We start from the raw sequence: 26,220 nt of genomic DNA on the forward strand, positions 1-26,220 counted from the left end.
AACTGCTATCACTTTCTGTGATAGACCAGGCAGGACCTAGGGGGTTCCGTGATATCGTCAAAACTCCGGAAACGGCACGAAATATACCGCTTTTTTTATTCGTCTTTCGCAACGTACTTAATAGGAAGGGGGGAAATTACTCTCCCCCTTTTTATTGGTTTTTACATATCAGAGTTCTGCATTCGCTCTTAAAACGAGTAGGTCCATCTAGCCGATGCAACAAAGTAGATCGGTCACCAATGCGGTTCCATAATGTGAGTGAGGAAGGTTGAATTCGAACTTTGATACAGGTATGATGCAGGTGAAAACGTTTTCTAAAAGCCATATTTTTTTAGTGTTTATCGAAAGCGCTTTCGGAATTTGTGAAACAACAAAAAACCTCAAAGACGAATATCATCTTTGAGGCTAGATTTGTATTACTTACGCGCTTTGCTTACTTTGAGTTTCTTCCCTTTGACCGGTGTCGTCTCCATCGCTTGAAGGACGATCGAACCTTTTCCGTTCAGGATATCGACGTAAGTCATTTGATCATTGATTGTGATGATTCCGATGTCATCAGCAGATACGCCAGGAATTTTGGCGATCGTTCCGACGAAGTCGACGGCGCGAAGTTTTTTCTTCTTCCCGCCACTGAAGTGAAGCTTCATGATGTCTTGATTGATACGAGCCGTCTTGTTGTTTCGAACGACGCGTCGTCCGCTCAACTTCTGCTCGAAGGCATCTTGGTTAGCCGCGACTTCCGCTTCTGTCGGCGCATCGATCATCGGAATCTCGAATTGAACGTATGATTCAATCGCGTTGATGAGACGTTCTTCCTGACGGGTCATGAGCGTGATTGCCGTTCCTTGTTTGCCGGCACGTCCGGTACGACCTGTACGGTGCACGTAACTTTCTTTTTCGACAGGAACGTCATAGTTGATGACGAGTTCGACGTTGTCGACATCGATTCCACGTGCTGCGACGTCTGTCGCGACGAGGTAGCGGAAGTTACCCATCTTGAAGCCGTTCATGACGGCGAAACGGTCCTCTTGCTCGAGTCCGCCGTGGAGGCGCTCAGCCGAGTAACCGGCTTTGTCGAGCTCGGCGTACACCGTATCGACGTTCTCCTTCGTCCGACAGAAAATCATACAGCTGTCCGGGTTCTCGACGACCGTGATGTCTTGAAGCACAGCCAGTTTCTCATTCCGGTGAACCGGGAGGAGGCGGTGCTCGATTGTCGAAGCGGTCATGCCGGTCGATTCGATCGCGACACGTGCCGGAGCATTCATATGCTTCTGGCAGAGACGTTCGATATCTTGTGGGAATGTCGCTGAGAAGACCATCGTGACGCGGTCTTTCGGCAACTGTTGAAGAATCTTCTCGACGTCAGCGAGGAAGCCGCGGTTGAGCATCTCGTCCGCTTCATCGATGATCAAGTATTCGACGCAGTCGAGTGAGAGGGTCTCACGCTCGATATGGTCCATGACGCGACCTGGCGTACCAACGACGATATGTGTCTTTTGCTTCAACTCTTCACGCTGTTTCGAGAACGGTTCTTTCCCGTAGACGGCAGTCGCTTTGATTCGTTTGAAACGTCCGATGTTCGTCATGTCTTCCCGTACTTGAACGGCGAGTTCGCGTGTCGGTGTCAAGACGAGCACTTGTGGTTTGTTTTCGGCCCAGTCGATGAGCTCGATGACCGGAATTCCGAAAGCAGCTGTCTTTCCGCTTCCGGTCTGTGCTTTGACGATTAAGTCTTCACGCTTGAGCGCACGCGGGATGACCTGCTGTTGTACCTCAGTCGGTGATTCGTATTTCATAATGCCTAGCGCGCGCGTAATCTCGTCGCTCAGGCGATAATCAGTAAATTGTTGTTTGTTCATGGGTAACCTCATTCTTTCGTGAAAACTTCTGCTTCAGAAAATTTCAATGTCTATTTGCAATACAGTCCATTATAGACCGAAAGGCATTAGGAAAGCCAATTTCATATAAAAATAAGTACTGGTGAAAGGGGTCTACATATTGAAACACAGTTATGAAAATCTCATGGATTATTTGAATCAGCATCAGCAACTTACGAGAACAAACCACCTCGAAACCGTCATCAAACCCATACCGGATGCAGACCGTACCGGCGATCTTGACCCACGTGTCTTTGCGACGTTGACCGCAAATCATTCTTCGCACGATGAACCGGATACAACATTTGACCTCGAGGTGGCACGCGCCAGCATGGGGTGGCCGAACCGGGATCAGACGACGACTGATATCAAAACCGAGTATCTCATGATTCCTAGTGAGGACGGTGACATCCCGGTTCGTCTGTATCGTCCGCATCATACTGAAGCCATCCCAGCCATTCTCTTCTTCCATGGTGGCGGCTTCTTCGGAGGCACGCTCGAGACGGTTGAGAATCCTTGTAAGTTGCTCGCGGAACGAGCGAACGCGGTTGTCCTCTCCGTCGATTATCGTCTCGCCCCGGAGCATCCGTTCCCGGCCGGATTGAATGACTGTTACCGCGCTTTGGAATGGGTATATGCCAACGCGACGGAGTTGAACGTCCTTCGTGATCAAATTGCTGTCGCAGGGGATAGTGCTGGCGGTAATTTGGCAACGGCTTGCTGTCTGATGGAGCAAGAACGAGGGGAAGGACGCATTTGTTATCAAGCGCTCGTCTATCCCGTCGTCAATCTGGGTTCGATTCCGACAGATGATTTTAAATGGGCGCTCGATGCTTATGATATCTCGCATCATCACGACCTAATTCGAGGTGTCGTGCTCGCCCTCGCCGACTCGGATTCGCTCTTAAATGACCTCTATCTTCAAGGGGAGGTGGATGTCACGCATCCGCTCGTCTCACCATTATTCGCAGACGATGTCTCAGGCCTACCACCGACTTTGATTGTGACGGCGGAGTACGATTACTTACGACTCGAAGGGGAGGCGTATGCGCGGAAACTGGCACGAGCGGGTGTCCCGACACGCCTCATTCAATATCGGGGGATGGACCATGCCTTCATGGACAAGTTGGGAGACTATCCACAGGCAGACGATTGTATGAATGTAATCGCAAAAGGACTTAAGGAGCTGACGAAATGAAACAGTATACATTGGATTGGACTCGTTATGAGGAATTGGCACGTCAAGCGGTCGCGGAAGGTGTCGTGTTAGTCAAAAACGAACAGAAGACCCTCCCATTACAGTCAGGGACGAAGCTCGCCGTATTTGGTCGTAGCCAGTTCCATTACTACAAGAGCGGTACGGGCTCAGGCGGGATGGTGAACGTCGGACATGTCACGACGCCGCTCGAGGCATTGCGCGAGCGTCCAGATATTCATATCAATGAATCGCTCTATGCGACGTATGAGGAATGGGTGAAGGAGAATCCGTTCGACCAAGGTGTCGGTTGGGCCGGTGAACCGTGGTCGCAACAGGAGATGGACGTAACGGACGAACTCGTCGAACAGGTGGCACAAGAATCAGATGTCGCCCTCATCATGATTGGACGTACGGCAGGAGAAGACCGTGACAACACGGCCGATCCGGGTAGTTACTTATTGACGGATATCGAACACACGATGATCGAGCGCGTCACGAAACGCTTCGACAAGACGGTCGTCGTGTTGAACGTTGGGAACATCATCGACATGAAGTGGGCGAAGGAGCCGAGTGCCATCCTCTATGCTTGGCAAGGTGGGATGGAAGGTGGAAAAGGACTCGTCGACGTGCTCGTCGGAGATGTGAGTCCTTCCGGGAAACTGACGGATACGATTGCTCAATCGATTGAAGATTATCCGTCGACGAAGAACTTTGGTCATGCAGATAAAGGCATTTATCAAGAAGACATCTATGTCGGTTATCGCTACTTCGAAACGTTCGCGAAGGAGGATGTCTTATATCCATTCGGATTCGGACTGTCTTACACGACGTTCAAAACGGAGGTAAAGCATACCGCAGAAACTGATGGTGTCCTGACGGTCGAGGTGGAAGTGACGAACGCGGGTGAGTGCGATGGGAAAGAAGTCGTCCAACTCTACGTCGAGAAACCGCAAGGGAAGCTCGGGAATCCGCTCCGGTCATTGGTGGCGTTCGAGAAAACCTTGCTTCTTGAACCGGGCGAGCGCCAAATCCTTTCTTTCAACGTCCAGATGACTGACTTTGCGAGCTATGACGACTCTGGCGTGACGGGTTATGAATCGAGCTTCGTTTTAGAGGCAGGAACGTATCGGTTGTACGTCGGAACGGATGTGCGTTCGGCTACACTCGCTCTCGAAGTCGAGCAACAGGAGCAACGTGTCCTCGAGACGTTAAGTGAAAATATGGCGCCCGTCCTCCCGTTCGAACGGATGAAACCGATTCAGGGCGAAAAAGGATTTGAAGTAGGCTACGAGTCGACGCCGCTTCGCGCCGTTGACGTGGAGACGCGCTATTTGGAAGAACGTCCTGAGAAGCGACCTTTCACAGATGACCAAGACATCAAATTGAGTGATGTGTATCATGGAAAGGCTTCACTCGACACATTCTTAGATCAATTGACGGATGAAGATTTGGCTGCGATTGTCCGCGGACAAGGGATGAATTCTCCACGCGTCACACCGGGGACGGCAGCGGCGTTTGGTGGCGTATCCGACCGGTTGAACGAGCTTGGGATTCCAGCGGCATGTTGTGCCGATGGTCCATCAGGCATTCGCATGGATATCGGGACGAAGGCGTTCGCGCTTCCGAACGGGACGCTTTTAGCTTCCACGTTCAACGTCGACCTCGTCGAAGACTTGTTTGAGATGACTGGGCTTGAGATGCGAAAAAACCGCGTCGACACGTTGCTCGGACCAGGGATGAACATTCACCGTAACCCGTTGAATGGTCGAAACTTCGAGTATTTCTCGGAAGATCCGCATTTGACTGGGAAGATGGCGGTCGCTCAATTGAACGGCATGCATCGTGTCGGGGTGACGGGAACGCTCAAACACTTCAGCGCCAATAACCAAGAAGCGCATCGTCACGATATCGACTCGGTCGTCTCGGAGCGGGCGTTACGCGAGATTTATTTGAAAGGGTTCGAGATGGCGGTGAAAGAAGGACGCGCATCGTCCATCATGACAACATATGGCGCGGTCAACGGGATCTGGACGGCCGGTCTATACGATCAAAATACGCGTATCTTACGTGATGAGTGGGGCTTTGAAGGCATCGTCATGACAGACTGGTGGGCAAAAGTGAACTTCCGTGAGGATGAGTCGGCCAACCGTCAAAATACGGCAGCGATGGTTCGCTCACAAAACGACTTGTACATGGTCGTCGACCGTCCGGACCTCAACTCGTTCGAGGATAACACGATGGCATCACTCGAAGAAGGGAGTGTCACACGGGGCGAGTTGTTGCGGAGCGCGCGTAATATTTGTACGTTCATCTTGAAATCACCGGCGATGGAGCGTCTTCTCGGGATTCATGACGGTTCAGTCGAGGTGCTCGGCTTTGAGGATGAGATGAATCAACAGGATACATTTGAGTTGGACTATCAACATCTCGAAAACGGGGAACATGTGGATTTGTCAGGAATCGATACCTCGACCGGAAACACACACGTCTTCGCTATCTCGGTCGACCAAACGGGGACGTATGACATCACGTTGACTGCCCGTTCGAACGCGGGAGAGTTGGCACAGATGCCGGTGACATTGTTTGCGAACAATATCCCGGGTGCGACGTTCACGTTTAATGGGACGGACGGAGAATGGGTGACGCAGACGAAGCAGGTCTTCTTCTTGAACCAGCATAATTATCTCCAGCTCTATTTCGCGTTAAGCGGCTTAGAAGTGAAGGACGTGTCCTTCACGCTCGCAGATGAATTCAGTATGAAGAACGGCTGAGCTGCCCTTTTGCCGATTCATTGAATCCGGTATAATCAAAAGAACGACACATCGCAAAGGAGGCGCATACCCGTGGAAAATCGGCTTCGATTTTCTAGGTCTTCACGCACTCATGCAAAGCCATTTGGACGAAAGGCGATCACTTGCATGGGGCGAAACGAATACCTTGATCGCTTGATTTTAACGTAAACCACTTGGCTTTGCTCCCTTATCGGATTGGATTCATTCAATAAGGAGCGAGGTATGATGAAGTACGTCAATGCGCAACAAATCCTGCCAGAACGATTGTTGCAAGAGGTGCAACAATACGTACAAGGTGAAACGTTATATGTGCCGACCCCGACTGACACGAAACGGAAATGGGGGTCGGTCAACGGTGGAAAACAATTACTTGATGAACGAAACGAAGCCATACGCGCAGCGTTTCGGAACGGAGAGCGAATCGAAAATCTGGCCATGTCCTATCATTTGGCGACGCACACGATTCGAAAGATTGTATACCGTTCGAAATGAATGAGGTACGACTAGTTCGCTAGTCGTGCCTTTTTAGGTCGACTATATTTCTTAATCAAAGTGTACACAGTAAGGAAGCATTGTTTCCTGTAAACTGAGAATTAAGGAAGGGGGCGACAAAATGTCAGATCCATTTATTCAAAACGAACAATATAATCTCATCAAAGAACAAGTGATGCTCGTCAAAGAGAGTCGAATGCAAAGCTTGCCGCCTTCTGTCTTGCGAGCAGTCATCGACTTGGCACAAGCGAAAGTGATGTATGCATTCCCTGAGGCAACGACTGAACAACTGAAGCTGTTACAGTTCACAACGCTACAGACGAACGAAGCGTTCGACGAATATATGCAACGATTACGAGAATGGGTTCAACCATTTCCCGTTATTTCTGCCGAGCAACTGAAGAGTTTGTTCCCGAAACAAAAGAAGCTTCGCTTACCGGAGTTATCCGATGTTGATTTTGGACGACTCACGTATCTAGGTTGGAACGATGGACGTTCCAATCAAAAGTTGATGATTTGCCAATACGAAGGTCAATTGATTGGCATTGCATGTAAACCGAGTACGAATACGAAGAAAAATATATGTGCCTTTTGTAATCAGTTCACGGATGTGACGTACTGCGTTACGATCACCAAAGCGAAACAAGCGAAAAATCCGGACTATTACAAAGCCATCGGCACATATGTATGTGTAGACAGTAAGACGTGCAACGAACACATCACGAGCCAAGAGGCTTTGCATACTTTTGTTCATACAGCATTGCAGACCTGACAACCCAGTCAGGTCTTTTTATGTTAAACCAACAAAACAAATCAAGCGGCATGGTTTTCAATTTTATTCACGAGCAGTCTGTTCATTCTTTAAAATGCTTCTAGTGATTTGATTGTATGTCTGAGTACATCCACGTCTTCATTTTCCCAGCCCAATCGATTTACTGCATTAATAAACTGTCGTGTTGCTTTAATAAGAGTAACCTTCAGTTCTTTAATTAAAACGATACCGATTTCCGTCTTCATTTGACCATCTTTAATAAATGATAATTCGAGTTCAGACAAAGATATCTTTTTGGCGGATATAGAAAGGGGACCATCCATAAATGGAAACGAATGAACGGATGCCACTGGAGCGAACAAAAGTGCTCGACAGCTGTCACTCCACCATTTTAAAAGGACAGCAACGAAATCAGACCATCCTACTCCCGGGAAATAATCGTATGTATCAATGACAAAGTTGATTTCGCCAATAATTTGACCAGAGTATGTTAACGAATCAAGATTAATCTCGATGAAAATTTGATGACACATCATTGCTCACCTCATCCGTTTTTGAAAGATTACTACTAAGACCATCTTACTCGAGCTATACGAAGTACGAAACGATGAGTTGAATTGACAGAAGTTGTCGTATGATAGACAGACAACCATGATTCGATTAACGATGGGGAAGCGGATGAAACACGCAGTGATTTTTGACATGGACGGAACATTGTTTCGGACAGATTTGATTTTGGAACGGGCGCTAGATGAAACGTTTGATCATTTACGAAGTGAAGAAAAATGGATAGGTCCGACACCGATTGATCAATATCGGAACATCATGGGGGTACCGTTGCCAGTTGTTTGGAACACATTGCTCCCACAATACGATGAACAAACTAGAGAAGAGGTCGATGCCTATTTCTTAAAACGACTCATCAAAAACATCCAAAACGGGAATGGTGGATTATATGCAGGGGTACTCGAACTGTTTGAACAATTGCATCAAATGGGGCATTCCATCTTCGTCGCAAGTAATGGTTTGGTGGACTATTTACAAGCCATCGTCACGCACTATGAATTGGACCGTTGGATCACAGCAACATATAGCATTCAACAAATCGACACGTTGGATAAGGGCGATTTAGTGGCTGAAATCGTGAAGAAGTATAAGATTCAGGATGGCTTCGTAGTCGGAGACCGATTATCGGATATCATGGCTGCACAAGCGAACGGACTCATTTCAATCGGCTGTCGTTTTGACTTCGCACAAGAAGTAGAGTTACAAGAAGCGGATTACGTCGTGAATCACTTAGCAGAAGTTCTCGATATCGTTTCGAAGGAGACAGCTTCGCGATAAGTGAATCGATTTCAGGGTTAGATTCGTAAGTAAAGGACTACAACAAATCGGAGGGATCATCATGCACACGCTCTACATGAAACAAAAAGTGTTAAGCTTACGCGGACGTTTCACCATCAAGGATGCGGACGGACATGACAAATATTTCATCGAAGGTAGCTTTATGAAGTTTCCAAAATCATTCGAAATCAAAGATACGAACGATCAGACGGTCACGACGATTACGAAAAAGACATTCAGTTTCTTGCCGAAGTTTTTTGTGGAAGTGGACGGCGCAGATATGATGACCATTTCGAAAGAGTTTTCATTTTTCAAACCAAAATATTCGATTGATGCGGCAGGCATTGATGTCCAAGGCGATTGGTGGGACATGGATTTTGATGTGACGAAGGATGGACATTCGATCGGAAGTGTACAAAAGAAATGGTTCTCATGGGGAGATAGTTACGAGATTCGTGTCGAAGAACCGGAGATGGAGCACCTTCTTATCTCTATCGTCGTAGCTATCGATTGTGCGAAAGCGGATCAAGCAGCGTCATCTAGCGCAGCCACATAAAGGGGAGTATCGAATGGAATTTTGGGACGTTTATACGGTCGACCGAGAAAAGACCGGTCGCACGTGGCAACGGGGAAATCGATTGCCAGAAGGCGAGTATCACCTTGTGATTCACGTGTGTATCTTTAACCAGAAGGGCGAGATGTTGATTCAACAGCGCCAACCGTTCAAGGATGGTTGGGCCAACATGTGGGATATCACAGTCGGTGGAAGTGCCACGGTAGGAGATACAAGCCAGCAAGCCGCCATGCGGGAGCTCGAAGAGGAGATTGGACTCAAGCTTGATCTATCCCAGACGCGACCGCACCTGACAGTCAATTTTGACGAAGGGTTTGACGATATTTATTTGGTCGAAATGGAAGTGGATTTGAATGAGCTGACGCTTCAAGAATCTGAAGTACAGGCCGTGAAATGGGCGGATGAGGCGACAATTCTGCAGATGATTCAACAGCATGAATTCATACCGTTACTGTTTGCCATGCGAGGACAATGGGGAGGGATTGATCGTCATGCATACGTACAAGTGGATAAATGAACCAAAAAGCGTGAACGGACTTGAACCGCTAACTTTCCGCACTTTGCCAAATACGGACTTTTGGCGAAACACACATTACGGATTCAATCGGATGACGGCACATGCGTTATTGACAAACGTTAAAGCCAAACGATTTACATGTCGGGCGACAATCCAGATGGAACCGAGCCATACATATGATCAGGCCGGAATCGTCTTATATGTGAACGATGACCATTGGATCAAGACATCTGTCGAGTACATTCCGGACGGACCGTCCCATCTTGGCGCAGTCGTCACCTCGTTTGGCTATTCCGATTGGTCGACACGTGATTTTTCAAATGAGATGATTCAACAACCCTTGACGTTTGAAATGGTTTATACCGACGGGGATGTGGAGATTTTCTTTGAATATGGTGACGGTATGCGTGAACAGCTTCGCATCGCTCACCTTCACGATGTGTCGACGTTACGCATCGGTCTATATGCCTGTAGTCCGGATGTGAATGCGACAGGTTTTGACGTGACATTTTCGAATTGGGAACTACGGGAAGCATCGACGTGAGTCGGTGCTTTTTTATGTGTCAGTTTGATTTCACTTCCGAAAAGTGGTTGAAGTTTTAGCAAAGAAAAATCTATAATGGATTTATCGAAAGCGCTTTCGGAAATCGCTTTCAAAAGTACGGACTGACATATGACAATCATTTATCCTAAAGGAGGACGCACGATGAAGAAATGGGTTGCACTCGCACTCGGGACAGGCCTTGCCCTATCCTTGCCACAAGAGGTGCCGGCTGAAAAGAGTTCAAAAGCCGATGACGCTAAGTGGAAACTTGTCTGGTCAGATGAGTTTAGCAAGTCTGAAATCGATCACTCGAAATGGAATTTTGAAACGGGGAACTGGATTGTCGACAAAGACGGAAATCCAGTCGCTGCCGGTTGGGGAAACAATGAGAAGCAATTTTACACGGACAAAAACGAAAACGCTTTCGTGAAAGACGGGAAGCTCGTCATCCGTGCAAAGAAAGAACAAGCATCGGATCAATTCGGCACCTATGATTACACATCGGCGAAGTTGACGACGAAGGGGACGTTCAGTAAGACATATGGTCGTTATGAGATGCGAGCCAAACTTCCAACCGGTAAAGGACTGTGGCCGGCGTTTTGGATGCTGCCAGAAGAAGACCGCTACGGTGGTTGGGCCGCATCAGGTGAAATCGACATCATGGAGTCGTGGGGCAGTCAGCCAGATAAAGTCGCTGGCACGATTCACTACGGAGAAACGTGGCCGAACAACAAATATACGGGGAAAGATTATCACTTCGCAGAAGGTGACGGCATCGACAAGTGGCATACATATGCGGTCGAGTGGGAACCAGGTGAGATTCGTTGGTATGTAGACGGTCAGCTCTACCAAACGCAAAATGACTGGTATGCGAAAGAAGCGAACAAAGCATCGAAATATAGCTATCCTGCACCATTCGACCAAGATTTTTACTTGATTATGAACTTGGCGGTCGGTGGATGGTTCGATGGGGACGTTGACGAGACGACACCATTCCCGGCAGAGATGGAAGTCGATTACGTCCGTGTGTTTGACTTGAAGAACGGGAAGTATCGTGATGCTGTCGAACCGACGTACTCGGATGAAGAAATCGTGTTGCCGGAAGGTTCGAAACAACCTTTAGAAGACGGGAATCTTGTCTATGACGAAAACTACACTGAACCGATTACGACGGTAACGAACGGTGCGCAGGCGCTCAACCCGACGTATTGGAACTACGTGTCGCTTCCTGACTTTGGTGGTGTCGGCTCCATCGATGTGGTCGACTTGGCGGGGACACGATTCGCCGACATTTCGATTGATCAGGCAGGAAGCCAACCATACTCGCATCAATTGATTCAAAATGTATCGCTCGGAAAAGGTGGACACTATAAAGTGACGTTTGATGCTAAAGCGGATGCGGCGCGTTCAATCGCCGTTAAAGTCGGTGGTGGTCCGGAACGAGGCTATGCGAAATATTCAGATGAAGGGTCATTCGATTTGACGACAGACGTCCAAACGTACTCGATGACATTCGATATGACCGAAGAGACTGACCTTGCGGCACGTCTCGAGTTCAACGTTGGACTCAGCACGTCGGGTGTCCAAATCGGGAACGTCCGTGTCGAGCAGACGCCTCGTGAGGCATTCGATCCGAATGCGACGAAGCCGATGCTCGGGGACGGGAACCATGTATATAACGGTACGTTCGACCAAGGTGCGATGGATCGTATGACGTATTGGACGTTCGACCCAGGTGTCACGAAAGGGACAGGAACGGTCGATTCAGTAGAGCGTCTCTTCCGTTTTGAAACGAACAAGAAAAAAGGAGCACCGGCAACGTTGGTGCAACAAGGCATTCAATTGCAAGAAGGACATGAATACGTTCTTCGCTTCAAAGCACGTGCAGAGCGTGTAGACGGTCTGCTAGTAGGATTGAACGGAGCGAAAGAGGATACCTACCTTCCGCTAGAGCGTATCGCGCTATCTGAAGCGTTCGATACGTATGAAATTCCGTTCACGATGGAAGCCGGAACCGACCTCATGAGTCAGCTTCAGTTCATTCTCGGTTCTGAAAAAGGTGTGATTGAAATCGATGACGTCGAATTGCGCGATGTCACACCAGTTTATATCGACCCGTCTCCACTTAAAAACGGAGCATTCACAGAAGGTCTCACACACTGGGGCTCCTATGTCCACTTTGACGCACAGGCTGCTGTCGAAGCGGTGAACGAGGCGGCACATATCTCGATTACGCAAGAAGGGAACGAAGCGTGGAGTGTCCTCTTGGAACAAGTGGGTCTTGAGTTACAACAAGATCAAACCTACGTCGTCCAATTCGATGCATCCTCTACTGTCGCTCGTTCATTCGAAGTGACGTTAGAGAATGTCGGGTACTATCGCTATTTGAGCGAAGTCGTAGCGGTCACACCAGAAACGAACACGTACACGTTTGAAGTGACGATGCCGGTGACAGATGTCACAGGATTGAAGTTCTTGATGGGACGCACAGAAGGGTCGCCACTCGGGGCTCATGACATCACAATTGACAATGTGAGTGTGACGTTGAAATGAATTCAAAAACGACAGCATATCGCGCTGATATACTGTCGTTTTTTATTGCTTAATCACGGAATAACATGTAGAGAAGGGCGTGAATCAACAAGGTCACAAATATAAGGTTCAACCAATTGATTTTGTATCGTTGATCATTCGGTTGAATGACACCCATAGCGACGATGTTCCAAAACCATTTCGACTCTCTCCATCTTCTCTTGTGTCTTAATTCGCCTGATTGCTGTTCAGTTTTTTTATTTTCTCGGGACGCCCACCAAATGACGATTACTACATCTAAAATTGCACCAAATGAAATAATGAAAACGGCCAACTCATTTGATATTCCGAACAATAAATCGTTGGATTCAAAAGTGGTTTCCTCTTCGAATGAAGGAGGTGCTGACTCCGTCTCGACTGGCAATCGCTTCGAAGCTGATTCTCGCTCAAGGTTCGGCGAAATAGATGAATTGAAGTCCGCGAAAAAGATAGCACCAATGATTGAAGCCATTAAGATAATGTAGCCAAATACAAATCCATAACGCCGTATTTGAATTTGATTCATAGTCACCTCTCACAGATGAAAGTAGTAGGATCTGTAAATATCGTAACACAAAAACCAAATTAAGGGATTTTACTTTTTCCGACTAATCAATCGCGCTGTCCGTAAAATCGAGGGTAGTAACTTCCGGCGTTGACGAAACGCGAGATAGCGTCCTTCCCACGACGGTTTGAACTTCTGTTTGAACTGTCGTAAGCCACTGAACGGATAGATGTAACTGATGTTTTCAAAAATGTCGGCGGCGACGCGCTCCGGCCAATGGGAGAATGTCTGCTCTCCGACGGCGGCAAGTGGTGCCACGCCGAGTCCGACATGATCATAACCTTCTGCGCGAGCCCATTCGATGATGTGAAGGATCAACACTTCAATCGATCCGGTCGGCGCATCATTTTTCGAACGCATCAAATCGATGGAGATGGCCCCGTCTCCCCGGAGTAGAGAAATGAAAGCCACGACGACACCGTCCGCATCTCGCAACAAGGCAATCGGATAACGTGTCAACGTTTCATAGTCGAAGAATCCGAGAGAGAAGCCTTTCTCATTTCGATTCCCGATCCATTCGTCTGAGATGTCTTTTAACTCTTGTAACAGCAAGAGGCTCGGTTCACAGACGATGTCGAACGTGATTCCCTTCTTCTCAAACTGATTGTAGAGAGAGCGCATATTTGCACGCTTCTTCCCGGATAAGGAGAAGGCCGAGACGTCAATCGTCGCCTCTTCCCCTAATTTGAAGAACGTGAATCCGGCATCATGAAGGCGAGGCATCCAATTCGGTGTAATTTGATAAAATAAAGGAATATACCCGATTCGATCCGCATCTTCAATGAATCGCGTCAAAAGAGAAGTCGCAGCCTGTTTCTCGCCTTGGATATCACCAAGGACGATGGCATGGTTCCGAGACGTCGCAAACAACAGACACGCATCTCCGGCCTCATTCATGTAAAAATGCTTATCTGCCATATGGGCCAAGTCAAAACTGCTCGATGTGGGCTGTGTTGCTTGGAACTGTCGGATGCGATGTTCATCATAGGCTTCTCCAAGCGCCGGACGTTTCCAACGATCGAACAAGAGCAGAAGTACACTTGCTACGATTGAAGTTAACAATAAGACAAACGTCGTCAACCAACCGGCTTGATGCGATGTGAAGAATAAGTCGTCTGTACCTACGAATGACTGCAATAAGAGGGCGTGGGTGCCGACATAGAGCAGGACGTAAATCAAGCTTCGGATGAGACGTCCTGTCGTTAAAATCGAACGGTATCGAACGTGTCGTTTGCGTGTCAACCAGACGAACATTGCAAACCCGATGACAACGAACGTCTCAAACAGGTTTAAACCACGAGCGCTGACCCCGATGGTCGCTAAGATGAAGGCAGTGTTCAGTAACCAGAGCGTTCGTTTTGTCCGCACATACATGCCATAGACAGACAAAAACATGAGAAGCCCGGCACTCAATAAGAAAAGGGTCCCAATCCATTCAAACCAGCGATTCACTTCATAGAGTGGCGTCACGCTCGGGAGAAGTGTCTGGAACCAAATCAACAGACTGCTCATGAGTGCGATGAGACTTCCAGTCAGGCGTCCAATCCTCGCAAGCGTCCGCGAAACGATGCGCCAGACGACGGTCCCGATCTCATAAGAGGACCCGATGATTGGCCGATACTCGATTTGTTTGACGACCTGGTCTCCGAATGCGATGGCTGCGAGAAAAAGTCCAATTAAAAAGGGAACGACAAAATAAACGAATCGATAGATGATTAGTGAAGACAGGACGATGTCTTGATGAATCCCAAGTTGAGTCATCCCGACGAGATACAGTAAGTCAAACGTTCCGGCACCCCCAGGGACGAGGGAGACGACACCGACGACCGTCGCGACGATGAATACCCCGAAGAGTTGCACGAACGAGGCCGACCCGTCTAGTAACGTCAAGGCATAAATGGCGACGAATCCTGCGGTGACCCATTCTGCGAGCGAGGTCATCGTGTACCCGAGCAGAGTGGACCACCCGACATTTGATCGGCGTGATGTGACGAACAAATAAAATGGGAGCATCGCACTCACGGCGAGTAGCACCGGCCAAATCCATGGTTTCGTACCGATAAGCCCGCCAGCCGGGAAAATCCCGAGGAGCACACCGATGGAAAGAATGGACAGACCACTGATGAGTGTCGGGGTCATCCAGCCGATGGCACGGAGTAGGCGTTTCGTATCCGTATAGGGACGGTAGAGGGATGTACGAAGGGCAATCCCAATCACGCCGCCGAAGCCGAGCATCCCGTTCATCGAGTTCGTGATCCACGCTGTTTGAACGATTTTTCGTTTCGGTAGCTCGATATGTAAAGAGCGTAGCAGGAAATAGTCATAGCCCGTCATCGTCAAGACAGCGATCCCACCGAGTAGGATGAGTGTGAACTGTTCCCAACCGGTCAGTTGTTTCAGTGTCGTGAAGGCGGTCGCGAGCGAGAGGTCTTTCAACTCTTGTCCGCTCTGAATCAAAATCAAACCGATTAACGCTATAGGAATGAGCCATTTTAATTGTTTCCATGAAAAACGAGTACGCATTGCGATCTTCTCCTTATCTGCCATAGGACTGACAGCATCTTCTGTCTAAATCGTACTATAGGATACGAATGAAATCTGTAAAACGTTTCAAAAAGAGGGGATTGTAAGCGCAAGAAAGAGGACGAAATGTTGATTTTAGATTTGCTACAGTGAGAGGAGAAAGGGGTGTGGAGATGCTGACGTTTGACGAAAAGTGGGCGAAAGTGCTCGCCTGCGATGCAACTTACGATGGATTATTCTATACAGCCGTGAAAACGACAGGGATCTATTGCCGACCATCGTGCCGATCCCGTAAACCGAAGAAAGAGAACGTTGATTTTTATTTAACGAGAGAAGAAGCGGAGACGAACGGTTTCCGACCGTGCAAGCGATGTCAGCCCGAAGTCGAGCATGCCCCACACCGTGCGCTCGTTCAACAAGTGACGACATATCTCCTGAACCATTACAAACAACCCATTCGCCTCGAACAGATTGCCGAACACGCGCAACTGAGCCCTTTTCATTTGGAGCGGACATTCACTCAAGCGACAGGAGAGACACCGAGGCAGCTACTAGAACGGATTCGAATCGACAAGGCGGCATATTTATTACGAACGACCGATATGAGTAATCTGACGGTCTGCTATGAGGTCGGGTTTCAAACACCATCGAACTTTTACCGCGTGTTCCGGCAAGTAAAAGGCTGTACACCGAACACATATCGAAAAGGAGAGGACATATGACAGAGATGTTACTTGCTGTACAGCAGCCGTTTGATTTTCAAGAGTGTCTCGTCTTTTTGAGTCGGTCAGAACAAGAAGTGCTCCATGTGACAACGCCTGACACGGTTCGAAAGCTGATGCGAATCGGGGAAAGGCTCATCCTGATCGAGCTTCAAGAAGCGGAGCATCACATTCGTGTACGGTTCCCAGTCGATGAAGTTTCAGACACAGAAAAGGAACGTGTCGCACGTGAGGTACGAGACTGGTTAGACCTTGAGCGCGATTTGAAGCCGTTTGAAACGATGGGGGCGAAAAATGAATTGCTGGCTCCTTTGATTGAAGCACATCGCGGATTACGGATGATTGGCTTCCCAGATTTGTTCGAGGCCCTCACATGGGCCATCATTGGGCAACAAATTACCTTGTCCTTCGCCTATACGATCAAGCGGCGATTCGTCGAACGATATGGAGACCATCAAGTTGTCGGAGGAAGAACGTACTGGACGTTCCCGCGGGCGGAGCGAATCGCCTTGCTCGAACCGGAAGAGTTACGTGAGCTTCAGTTCAGTCGCAGGAAAGCGGAGTATGTCATTGATATTGCACGGGAAATAACAAATGGAGACCTGTCGAAAACAGCTTTACAATCACTCTCTTCAGCTAATATCCGTGAACGGTTACTGGCAATCCGGGGTGTCGGAGAATGGACGGCAGACTATGTGTTGATGAAGTGTTTTCAGGACGCATCAGCCTTTCCGATTGCGGATGTCGGATTACATCAAGCGATTCAGCATCAGTTAGGGACATCGAAGAAGCCCACGATTGAAGAGGTGAAACGTTACGGTGAATCGTGGCAAGGTTGGGAAGGATACGCGACATTTTATCTGTGGAGGTCATTATATGGGAACGTATAAATTAGACGTGGAGACACCGATTGGCGTCCTGGAAATCATCGGGACAGAGCAGGCCATTCAATCGATCTTATTCGTCGAACGGGAAAGCAAACGAAGTATGGAGCAAGATGTACCAAATGTATTGCGACAGTGCCGGGAGGAACTAGACGCCTATTTTCGCGGTGAGCGTATGACGTTTACGTTTCCGACTGAGCAAATCGGGACAACGTTTCAGCATGACGTGTGGGATGCGTTACAAACCATCCCGTATGCAGAAACGGCTTCTTACCGTGAACTCGCCGAACGTGTGAAGCGACCTGCTGCTGTCCGCGCAGTCGGAGCGACGAACGGACGCAACAAGCTGAGCATCGTCGTGCCTTGTCATCGCGTCATCGGATCAAATGGGAAATTGACGGGCTATGCCGGTGGACTTTGGCGAAAAGAATGGCTCTTGCAGCATGAAAAACAAGTTGCACATCAACCCCAGTAAAAAAACATTTAACCCTCCAAATCTGCTACACTAGAAGAGGTCCTATCGTGACGTCGGAATCGACGAAGTTATAGGACGATTCCCGTCACTCATGGAGAAAGTTTTGGAGGAATGCATGATTAAATTATTAGCAGATTCGACGTGTGACTTATCAGATGCAGTGCTTGAACAGTACAACATCGGGGTCGCGCCGTTGATCATTACGATGAACAATATGTCTTACCAGGACCGGGTGGATATCCAGCCGGATGATTTTTACGGAATGTTGGAAGCGCTCCCGGAATTCCCGACGACGGCGATGCCGAGCCCGGCGACGTTCTTGAAATTGATGGAAGATGCGGTCGCTTCGGGTCACGAAGAGATTTTATGCATCTGTATGTCGAGCGGCACGAGCGGCTCGTATCAATCGGCGGTCATCGGAAAAGAGTACTTTGAAGAAGCGCATCCTGACTCACCTGTCAAAATCCATGTCGTCGACTCTCGTTCGATGAGTCACGGTAGCGGCTGGCTGTTGCTGAAGAGCGCACAGATGCGTGAAGCCGGTTCGACGTTCGAAGAGCTCGTTGATTTCAATGAGACGTACAAGACGAAAGTGAAGCACTTCTTATCCGTAGATGACCTCGACCACTTGATCAAGAGCGGACGGATTTCAAACGCGAGTGCCATCATCGGGAAACTACTCATGGTAAAGCCCATCATGAGTATGAAGAACGGGAAAGGCGCCATTGTTGCCAAAGAGCGAGGCACCCGTAAAGTGCTGAAGCATTATACGGACGAGTTCGTGAAACGCGTCAATCCGGACATCACCAATTTCGTAATCATCGGGTACACATCCGATCAACGAATCGCGGAGAACTTAAAAGCGAAGCTCGAAAGCGAAACCGATTTCGCCGGTGAGATTTACCTCATGCAGATGGGGGTCTCGGTCGGAACGCATGTCGGACTCGGTGCCATCTCGATGTTTTTTGTAGAGAAGTAAGAAAAGCCGTCTCATCGCGAGACGGCTTATTTGTTTGGCCAAATATGCTCGATGACCGGTGTGCTGTCATGATAATCGAGACGATAGACATCTGGGTTACGCATCTTACGCCATGTCTCACACTCATATTGCGGGTTAAGATGTTGCAATAAGAGTGCGAGCAGATTGCCGTGCGTCACTAATAGGGTCGAAGCATGCGAAGCTTTGGCGTGCTCGACGACCTGTAGGATGCGCTGTGTCGCCTCCATAGCAGATTCGGCACCAGGCAACTTGAACGTCGGGTCGCTGAACGACTGACGTAATGGGGTCAGCCAGTCTTCGAGCGGTTCGTGAGATAGGATGCGTTCTCTCAGTAACGGTTCACGTTCAATCGAGAGGTGATGAGCATCGGCGAGTGGCGTGACCGAAGCGACTGCACGGGTATAATCGCTTGAGATGATCCGGTCGATTGTGAGTTCAGAAAAGAAATCGCGAAGCCATAAAGACTGGGCGTGACCGTCTTCTGTGAGCGGGGCATCAGGTTCTTGGCCCGCGGCTGAGCAGTGGCGAATCAAATAGAGTGTGGGCATGTGGATTCTCCTTGAACATTTTTAGTGAAAAGCCAATAATGAAATATATGTAAAACTATTTCATAGTATAGAATATATTTCAATTTACTTAATGATAAGTAGGAGGAAGCAATGAGTCATTTTAAAAGACAATTAGAAAACTCTCTTTACACGGGTTTTATAGATAAAGATCACGATCATTCTAGTCCGTTTAAACCAGAACTTTTAGTAAACGAACGAGTTAAAAGACAGGATGTATTAACCGCATTACTCGATGAATTGAAAATTTGTAAGAAGTTTCGGTTTGCTGTTGCATTCATTACAGAATCAGGTTTGGCAACACTTAAATCAACATTATACGACTTAAATCAAAAAGATATCCGAGGCGAGATCATTACTTCTACATACCAATTGTTTAATCAGCCAAAAGTGTTTAAAGAACTTTTGAAAATTCCGAACGTTGACGTAAGAATTGCAGATGTGAATGCGTTTCACTCAAAAGGATATATTTTTCAACATGAAGGCTATTATTCATTAATTGTTGGTAGTTCGAACTTAACTGCAGGAGCATTAAAAACAAACTACGAATGGAATATTAAACTAACATCTCATGAAAACGGTGAAATTGTTCAACACTTTTTCAATCGATTTGAAACGATGTGGAATGAATCAATCCCGCTAACTTTAGAATGGATTAAAGCCTATGAAAATGTATATCGTCCAATAGTTAGAGATCGAGTTGCCGAGTTTCCAAATACTCACGATTTTAATCAAGTTAAGCGAGACCTTGAAATTAAACCGAATGCTATGCAGCGCTCTGCTTTAGACGGTATTGAAACAGTCCGACAGCAAGGGCATCAACGCGCTCTTGTCGTATCAGCTACAGGGACTGGGAAAACATATTTAGCTGCATTTGATGTTCATAGGTATGAACCCAAGCGAATGTTATTTGTAGTCCATCGTGAACAAATTTTGAAAAAAGCTATAAGTGATTTTCATAAAGTTATTGGTGGAAACATGGAAGATTTCGGTATTTTGTCAGGGACAAGTCGAGCAATTGATTCTAAATATGTTTTTGCAACCATTCAAACCATTTCAAAGGATGAAACTTTATATCAATTTACACGAGAAACTTTTGACTACATCTTAATTGATGAAAGTCATCGCGCCGGAGCAAATACATATCAAAAACTATTAGAATATTTCGAGCCGAAGTTCTTACTTGGAATGACTGCTACTCCTGAACGGTCAGATGGATATGATTTGTTCAGACTTTTTGATTACAATATTGCATATGAAATTCGTTTACAAGAAGCGCTTGAAGAAAATATGCTATGCCCATTCCATTATTTTGGGGTTACTGATCTTGAAATTGATGGAGAGCAAAGAGAAATTGAAGTGTTCCAAAAACTTGTATCAACTGAAAGAGTTGATCGGATTATTGAAAAGATTAAATACTACGGCTATTCAGGGGAAAAGTTGCGAGGACTAATGTTCTGCAGTTCTAAAAAAGAAGCAACATATTTGTCTGAGCAATTAAATGCGCGAGGTTTTAAAACATGTGCTTTAACCGGGGACGATACTCAAGCAAAGCGAAAGCAAGAAGTAAATAATTTAGAACAAGGGTTACTCGACTATATTCTCACTGTGGACATATTTAACGAAGGGATCGATATACCGAGTATTAATCAAGTTGTAATGCTTCGACAAACTGAGTCGAGTATTATATTTATTCAACAATTAGGAAGGGGCTTACGAAAGCATAAATCTAAACGGTACGTAACCGTTATTGATTTTATAGCAAACTATAAAAATAATTACTTAATTCCAATTGCTCTCTCAGATGATCGTTCTCAAAATAAAGATTCTATTCGTCGTAAAGTAATCGATCGAAGCTATATCTCTGGTACATCAACTATTAATTTTGAAGCGGTTGCTAAAGAACGAATTTATGAATCAATCAACCAAGCAAGATTAACAGATTTAAGAACTTTAAAAGAAGCATATCAGAACTTAAAAAATCGATTAGGTAGACAGCCTATGTTGACTGACTTTATAGAGAACCACTCAATGGATCCAGTTGTTATAGCAACTAAAAATGGACATTATGGTGCTTTTTTAAGAGTTGTTGAAAGTGAAGTGCCTCTTCTTTCGAAAGAAGAAGAGCAAATTTTACTTATGGCGACGCAAGAACTTTTATCAGGTAAAAGAATACACGAGATTTTTTTATTGAAAATTTTGGTATCTGATCGCTCTATAAGTAAACTCAATTTTATGAATTACCTACATGATCATCATGTTCGAGTAGATGAAGCAACAGTCAAATCAGTAGAAAATGTATTATCATTAAACTTTTTTAATGAAGCAGATCGAAAAAAATATGGTAATAAGCCGTATGTTGAATTTGATCGTGACACGTATCGATTACCTTCATATATACAAAATATGTTACAAAATGAGTGGTTTGCTAAGTTGTTAAACGACTTACTAGAAGCATCAATCCTACGAAGTAAACGGTATAATCAAACACAACCTTTAACGAGATTGGAAAAATACACAAGAAAAGATGTATGTCGATTATTAAATTGGGAAAAAGAAGAGCAATCTACAATGTATGGTTATAAAGTTAAGCATCATACATGTCCTATATTTGTAACGTATCATAAAAGTGAAGACGTTGAAGCTAGTGTTAATTATGGTGATTCCTTTATTAGTCCAGAGGTATTTCATTGGTATACTCGAAGTCGAAGAACCACAAAATCTGAAGAAGTACGTAAAATTATTGATTCAGAGAAAGAAAACATTGATATTCATCTATTTGTGAAAAAAGATGACGATGAAGGCGGAGATTTTTACTATTTAGGTGAAGTGAAACCCGATCAACAATCTATAAAAAACACAACAATGCTAAATAAAAATGGTCAAGAACTTCCTGTAGTCACGATGAATTTAATGCTAAAAGAGAGTGTCGATCAACAGATATATGATTACTTACACGAGCAAACTCATTAATAAAAAGCCGAGGCGTAATTTATACGTTCTCGGCTTTAGTTATTTGATTGATCACGTCATTTACTGCAGGTAAATCTGCTGGTGCCCAGACAAGGGAGTGCAAATTTTCACGCTTTAACCAGATTAATGCATCATGTTCTGTTGCTACGGGATTTCCTGATTTTAATTCAGCACGTAGTGAAATCAATTGAATAATGAAAGATTCATATTCATGAACGTGTTCGTTAATGATTTCATGCGCAGTAATTTCGCATTGTAGTTCTTCGTATATTTCACGCTCGAGTGCTTCTTGTAGATTCTCACCATCCTCGACTTTTCCTCCGGGAAATTCCCACATGTTTGGAATGAGCATAGTTGTTGAACGAAGTGCACAAAGAATTTCCTGATTTTCGTTTTCGATAACTGCTGCTACAACTTTTACTGTTTTTTTCATTGTTACTCCCTCGTTTTTGAGATTTGATTACATACATCATAACATTCGTCTTTTTATTATAAATTCAAACTTCACTAAAGAATTTTTTCGCTCTAAACCCCTTATCATTCATCACAAAAGAGTTATAATCGGTATAACGATTATAAAATATACGATTGAGGAATGGGGATTCTTCAATCGTATGACAAAAAATTCAGGGGATAAGGATGGGGTTTTCATGAGCAGTACGCAAACGAGAACAGACGTCATTTTGATTGGGGCAGGCATTATGAGCGCAACGCTCGGTTCACTCTTTAAAGAGCTCGTACCGGAGTGGAACATCAAAGTGTTCGAAAAGCTCGATGCAGCAGGGGAAGAAAGTTCAAACGAATGGAATAACGCGGGTACGGGACATGCTGCACTTTGCGAATTAAACTATACAACAGAGAACGCAGACGGGACGATTGACATCTCCAAAGCGGTCAACGTCAACGAGCAGTTCCAAATCTCGCGCCAGTTTTGGGCGCATCTCGTCAAGCAGGGACTGATTGAGAATCCAGGAGCCTTCATTCGTTCGATCCCACATATGAGCATGGTCCAAGGAGAGAAGAACGTCGATTTCTTGAAACGCCGTTTGGAAGCGCTCACAACGAATCCGTTGTTTGAAGGGATGGTCTTATCGGACGATCCGAGTCAATTACAGGAATGGATCCCGCTCATCATGGACGGACGGACATCGGATGAACCGATTGCCGCGACGAAAATCGACTCAGGAACAGACGTGAACTTTGGCGCATTGACACGTATGTTGTTTGACCATCTCACATCGAACGGGGTCGAGCTCAACTATGGTCATAGCGTCGAGGACGTGAAGCGCCTCGAGAACGGTCATTGGGAAGTGAAAGTGAAAGACATGTCTCGGAACACGATTGAGACGCATACGGCACCGTTTCTCTTTATCGGAGGCGGTGGTGGCAGTTTGCCGCTCTTACAAAAGACAGGGATTCCGGAATCGAAACAAATCGGTGGATTCCCGGTCAGCGGCCTCTTCCTCGTTTGCAAAAATCGTGAGGTCATCGAGCAACATCATGCGAAGGTCTACGGAAAGGCGAAAGTCGGGGCACCACCGATGTCGGTCCCTCACCTCGACACCCGCTTTATCGATGGACGCAAAGAGTTGCTGTTTGGACCGTTCGCCGGCTTCACACCGAAATTCTTAAAAACAGGATCGAACTTGGATTTGATTCGTTCGGTCAAGCCGAACAACGTCATCACGATGCTTGCCGCAGGGGCGAAAGAGATGCCACTTACGAAATACTTGATCGAGCAGGTACTCTTATCTCACGACAAACGGATGGATGAACTCCGTGAATTCATCCCGAATGCCAAGAATGAAGATTGGGAGATCGTCGTGGCAGGGCAACGTGTGCAGGTCATCAAAGATACACCGCAAGGAAAAGGAACGCTTCAATTCGGAACGGAAGTCGTCAGTGCCGAAGATGGGTCGGTCGCGGCGCTTCTCGGTGCTTCTCCAGGCGCATCGACGGCCGTGCACGTCATGTTGAAAGTGCTCGAGCAGTGCTTCCCGCAACACTTACCGGAGTGGGAAGCGAAAATCAAAGAAATGGTACCGTCGTATGGATTGAAGCTGTCGGAACACCCGGATTTATTCAAGACGATTCACGAATCGACGGCGGTCACGCTCGGTTTAGAGGAAAAGGACATGGTCCACAATTAATTGATTCAAGACGAGCATACAATCGTATGCTCGTCTTTTGTATAGAAAAAAGCGACCTCCTATCGGGCCGCTCATACCATTTTGAGAAACGTCTTTGCCTGCTGTTCGAGTGTAGCGGCTGAATCTGCTAATTTTTCGAACTCTCGGACCGTATGCTCGAGTTGTCCCGAGCTATCTTTGACTTTATGAGAAATTCGTCCGATGCTCATCGACACGTCATCGATGCGTTTCACAATGCCTTCAATGTTGTTGTTCACTTCTGTAATGGAGAGTGAGACTTTGTTTGAAAGATTGCGCACCTCTGTCGCGACGACATTGAAGCCGCGTCCATGTTCACCTGCGCGTGCCGCCTCGATTGCGGCATTGAGTGCGAGAAGGTTGGTTTGGGCAGCGATTTCACGAATCGTTCGGACAATATCCGTGATCGTTTTCGCCTCTTGTTGGAGAGCATGTAAATGCTCTAGGTTTTGAGTCGACTCTTGTTCAATCAGTTTGACGTTTTCGAGTACGTGTTCTCCGTCTTGTTTCCCGATTTGGGACTGGGCAGATAAGTATTCAGACGTCTCTTGAAGATTATTCGCCATGTGGAGTACGTCTTGTTGCCGTGACGTGATATCGGCTGCAATCTTTGAGACGCCGATGACGTTCTGGTGGGCATCATCGAAGATCGGCATGTAGGTCGCCTCTAGCCAGACACTATGACCATCAGCGGCACGTCGTTCAATCTTGTCGTGATAACTCAACCCTTGCATGAGCTTACGCCAAAACAGGTCGTATTGGGGACTGTTCGCGAACTCGGGCAAGCAAAGATCACGATGGGGGCGTCCCATCAGTTCCTTGACTTCGTACCCCATCGTTTTGGCAAAAATCTCATTGACGTAGGCGACACGGCGATTTTCATCAAAGCGAATGATGGCCAGATTGTTTTCGATTGCCCGAACGACGTGCGTGTCGGTGACATGGGTCGTACTAGAGTGCAGTTGCATCCTAACATCCTCCCTATATCATAAGGTATATTTGTTTTAGGATACCCGAAAAATGTAAAAAAAAGTATATTATTTTAATAGAACAAAATAGAACAAAAAAAGACCACTTCCACTGGAAGAGGTCAAGGTGTGAGTGTCGCCATGCTTTCATGTAAGTACTCGCCAATCGTGCGCTCGATGTCGCTCTCTGAACGCTCGAGGGCAAGGGAGAGCTCTTTCACCAAAATCGTTTTGGCGTTCTCTAAAATCTTACGATCTTGCTCGTATAGTTTTTTGTTCGCTTGAAGTGCCTCGATTTGTCTACGGCTCAATGTATTCACCACTTGGGCAATCTCATGACGGTTTCCTGAATGCACGACATTCAAGAATTCACGATTGCGGTTGTTGGAATGCGGATTCCATTCCACGCCAGGTGAGCGGAACGACTCTAAAATCTCTGATGCCTCATCTGCTTCGAGTAACGTCAACATCATCACGTTGTCATTGTCGACGGGAATGCTGATCTGCAACTTTTGTGAGTTGTTGATGGGGTGAAGCGTATAGTACGATTTCGTCTCTCCTGCGACCGTTTTGTCCGAAATGTCGTCGATGCGACATACGCCATGGGTCGAGTAGATGATTAAGTCTCCAGTTTTAAACAAGTCGATCACCTCTTCCTTATCTATAAGCATAGTCATTCAGAAGATGAAATG

At 46.6% G+C, this 26,220-nt stretch carries 23 protein-coding genes; 15 read left to right on the top strand and 8 right to left on the bottom strand.

The window, feature by feature from the left end; translation table 11 throughout:
* Window positions 1–416: 416 nt before the first annotated feature.
* A complete protein-coding gene (locus GVY42_RS11065; RefSeq protein ID WP_159563210.1) occupies window positions 417–1,862 on the bottom strand; it encodes a DEAD/DEAH box helicase in 1,446 nt (481 codons plus the stop codon).
* Window positions 1,863–2,001: 139 nt separating this feature from the next.
* Between GVY42_RS11065 and GVY42_RS11070 the strand changes: the two genes are divergently transcribed.
* From GVY42_RS11070 to GVY42_RS11085, 4 genes are all read left to right on the top strand, one after another.
* Window positions 2,002–3,078 carry an alpha/beta hydrolase gene (locus tag GVY42_RS11070; protein ID WP_236548956.1) on the top strand — a complete coding sequence of 359 codons (1,077 nt, stop codon included), beginning with the start codon at window positions 2,002–2,004 and terminating at the stop codon, window positions 3,076–3,078.
* Window positions 3,075–5,849: a glycoside hydrolase family 3 C-terminal domain-containing protein gene (locus GVY42_RS11075; protein WP_159563211.1), complete on the top strand. Its 2,775-nt coding sequence runs from the start codon at window positions 3,075–3,077 to the stop codon at window positions 5,847–5,849. The genes GVY42_RS11070 and GVY42_RS11075 overlap by 4 nt, the downstream gene beginning before the upstream one ends.
* 246 nt (window positions 5,850–6,095) lie before the next feature.
* On the top strand, window positions 6,096–6,362 hold the full coding sequence (locus tag GVY42_RS11080; protein ID WP_159563212.1) for a CD3324 family protein: 267 nt from the start codon (window positions 6,096–6,098) through the stop codon (window positions 6,360–6,362).
* 121 nt (window positions 6,363–6,483) lie between these two features.
* On the top strand, window positions 6,484–7,134 hold the full coding sequence (locus GVY42_RS11085; protein ID WP_159563213.1) for a FusB/FusC family EF-G-binding protein: 651 nt from the start codon (window positions 6,484–6,486) through the stop codon (window positions 7,132–7,134).
* A gap of 89 nt (window positions 7,135–7,223) precedes the next feature.
* Here the strand turns inward: GVY42_RS11085 and GVY42_RS11090 are convergent, their stop codons facing one another.
* Window positions 7,224–7,667: a hypothetical protein gene (locus GVY42_RS11090; protein WP_236548957.1), complete on the bottom strand. Its 444-nt coding sequence runs from the start codon at window positions 7,665–7,667 to the stop codon at window positions 7,224–7,226.
* Window positions 7,668–7,812: 145 nt separating this feature from the next.
* Here GVY42_RS11090 and GVY42_RS11095 point away from each other — a divergent pair, with 145 nt between their 5' ends.
* The 5 genes from GVY42_RS11095 to GVY42_RS11115 all read left to right on the top strand — a co-directional run bounded on the left by GVY42_RS11095 (window position 7,813) and on the right by GVY42_RS11115 (window position 12,666).
* The gene (locus GVY42_RS11095; RefSeq protein WP_159563215.1) at window positions 7,813–8,478 is read left to right on the top strand and encodes an HAD hydrolase-like protein; all 666 of its coding nucleotides are present in this window, start codon (window positions 7,813–7,815) and stop codon (window positions 8,476–8,478) included.
* Window positions 8,479–8,539: 61 nt separating this feature from the next.
* The gene (locus GVY42_RS11100) at window positions 8,540–9,034 is read left to right on the top strand and encodes an LURP-one-related/scramblase family protein (RefSeq protein WP_159563216.1); all 495 of its coding nucleotides are present in this window, start codon (window positions 8,540–8,542) and stop codon (window positions 9,032–9,034) included.
* Window positions 9,035–9,047: 13 nt separating this feature from the next.
* On the top strand, window positions 9,048–9,569 hold the full coding sequence (locus GVY42_RS11105; protein ID WP_159563217.1) for an NUDIX domain-containing protein: 522 nt from the start codon (window positions 9,048–9,050) through the stop codon (window positions 9,567–9,569).
* Complete coding sequence (locus tag GVY42_RS11110; protein WP_159563218.1) at window positions 9,544–10,113, top strand: DUF1349 domain-containing protein; 570 nt, start codon at window positions 9,544–9,546, stop codon at window positions 10,111–10,113. Before GVY42_RS11105 ends, GVY42_RS11110 begins: the two co-directional genes overlap by 26 nt.
* Before the next feature lie 162 nt (window positions 10,114–10,275).
* Window positions 10,276–12,666 carry a carbohydrate binding domain-containing protein gene (locus GVY42_RS11115; protein WP_159563219.1) on the top strand — a complete coding sequence of 797 codons (2,391 nt, stop codon included), beginning with the start codon at window positions 10,276–10,278 and terminating at the stop codon, window positions 12,664–12,666.
* A gap of 49 nt (window positions 12,667–12,715) precedes the next feature.
* Here GVY42_RS11115 and GVY42_RS11120 read toward each other — a convergent pair whose 3' ends face one another.
* Entirely contained in the window at window positions 12,716–13,210 is a 495-nt protein-coding gene (locus tag GVY42_RS11120; RefSeq protein WP_159563220.1) for a hypothetical protein, read from the bottom strand.
* A 69-nt stretch (window positions 13,211–13,279) separates the two neighbouring features.
* Window positions 13,280–15,772, bottom strand: a complete 2,493-nt coding sequence (gene mprF / locus GVY42_RS11125; protein WP_159563221.1) for a bifunctional lysylphosphatidylglycerol flippase/synthetase MprF — start codon at window positions 15,770–15,772, stop codon at window positions 13,280–13,282.
* Between the two features lie 173 nt (window positions 15,773–15,945).
* Here mprF and GVY42_RS11130 point away from each other — a divergent pair, with 173 nt between their 5' ends.
* From GVY42_RS11130 to GVY42_RS11145, 4 genes are all read left to right on the top strand, one after another.
* Window positions 15,946–16,494 (top strand): bifunctional transcriptional activator/DNA repair enzyme AdaA, encoded by a 549-nt coding sequence (locus GVY42_RS11130; protein ID WP_159563222.1) that lies wholly within the window; start codon window positions 15,946–15,948, stop codon window positions 16,492–16,494.
* Window positions 16,491–17,384, top strand: a complete 894-nt coding sequence (locus GVY42_RS11135) for a DNA-3-methyladenine glycosylase (RefSeq protein WP_159563223.1) — start codon at window positions 16,491–16,493, stop codon at window positions 17,382–17,384. Before GVY42_RS11130 ends, GVY42_RS11135 begins: the two co-directional genes overlap by 4 nt.
* A complete protein-coding gene (locus tag GVY42_RS11140) occupies window positions 17,371–17,853 on the top strand; it encodes a methylated-DNA--[protein]-cysteine S-methyltransferase (protein WP_159563224.1) in 483 nt (160 codons plus the stop codon). The genes GVY42_RS11135 and GVY42_RS11140 overlap by 14 nt, the downstream gene beginning before the upstream one ends.
* A 115-nt stretch (window positions 17,854–17,968) precedes the next feature.
* Complete coding sequence (locus tag GVY42_RS11145) at window positions 17,969–18,832, top strand: DegV family protein (RefSeq protein ID WP_159563225.1); 864 nt, start codon at window positions 17,969–17,971, stop codon at window positions 18,830–18,832.
* Window positions 18,833–18,858: 26 nt separating this feature from the next.
* Here the strand turns inward: GVY42_RS11145 and GVY42_RS11150 are convergent, their stop codons facing one another.
* The gene (locus tag GVY42_RS11150) at window positions 18,859–19,401 is read right to left on the bottom strand and encodes a histidine phosphatase family protein (protein WP_159563226.1); all 543 of its coding nucleotides are present in this window, start codon (window positions 19,399–19,401) and stop codon (window positions 18,859–18,861) included.
* Between the two features lie 111 nt (window positions 19,402–19,512).
* Here GVY42_RS11150 and GVY42_RS11155 point away from each other — a divergent pair, with 111 nt between their 5' ends.
* Window positions 19,513–22,392, top strand: a complete 2,880-nt coding sequence (locus tag GVY42_RS11155) for a DUF3427 domain-containing protein (protein WP_159563227.1) — start codon at window positions 19,513–19,515, stop codon at window positions 22,390–22,392.
* A 19-nt stretch (window positions 22,393–22,411) separates the two neighbouring features.
* Here GVY42_RS11155 and GVY42_RS11160 read toward each other — a convergent pair whose 3' ends face one another.
* A complete protein-coding gene (locus tag GVY42_RS11160) occupies window positions 22,412–22,825 on the bottom strand; it encodes a (deoxy)nucleoside triphosphate pyrophosphohydrolase (protein ID WP_159563228.1) in 414 nt (137 codons plus the stop codon).
* A gap of 217 nt (window positions 22,826–23,042) precedes the next feature.
* Between GVY42_RS11160 and GVY42_RS11165 the strand changes: the two genes are divergently transcribed.
* The gene (locus tag GVY42_RS11165; protein WP_159563229.1) at window positions 23,043–24,542 is read left to right on the top strand and encodes a malate:quinone oxidoreductase; all 1,500 of its coding nucleotides are present in this window, start codon (window positions 23,043–23,045) and stop codon (window positions 24,540–24,542) included.
* 71 nt (window positions 24,543–24,613) lie between these two features.
* On the opposite strand, the gene GVY42_RS16695 is transcribed toward GVY42_RS11165, so the two are convergent.
* Window positions 24,614–25,528, bottom strand: a complete 915-nt coding sequence (locus tag GVY42_RS16695) for a methyl-accepting chemotaxis protein (RefSeq protein ID WP_159563230.1) — start codon at window positions 25,526–25,528, stop codon at window positions 24,614–24,616.
* Window positions 25,529–25,650: 122 nt separating this feature from the next.
* Complete coding sequence (locus GVY42_RS11175; protein WP_143180210.1) at window positions 25,651–26,178, bottom strand: CarD family transcriptional regulator; 528 nt, start codon at window positions 26,176–26,178, stop codon at window positions 25,651–25,653.
* Window positions 26,179–26,220 lie beyond the last annotated feature (42 nt).

Origin of the sequence: Exiguobacterium sp. 8A, assembly GCF_902506275.1 — a bacterium.
GTDB classification, from domain to species: domain Bacteria; phylum Bacillota; class Bacilli; order Exiguobacteriales; family Exiguobacteriaceae; genus Exiguobacterium; species Exiguobacterium profundum.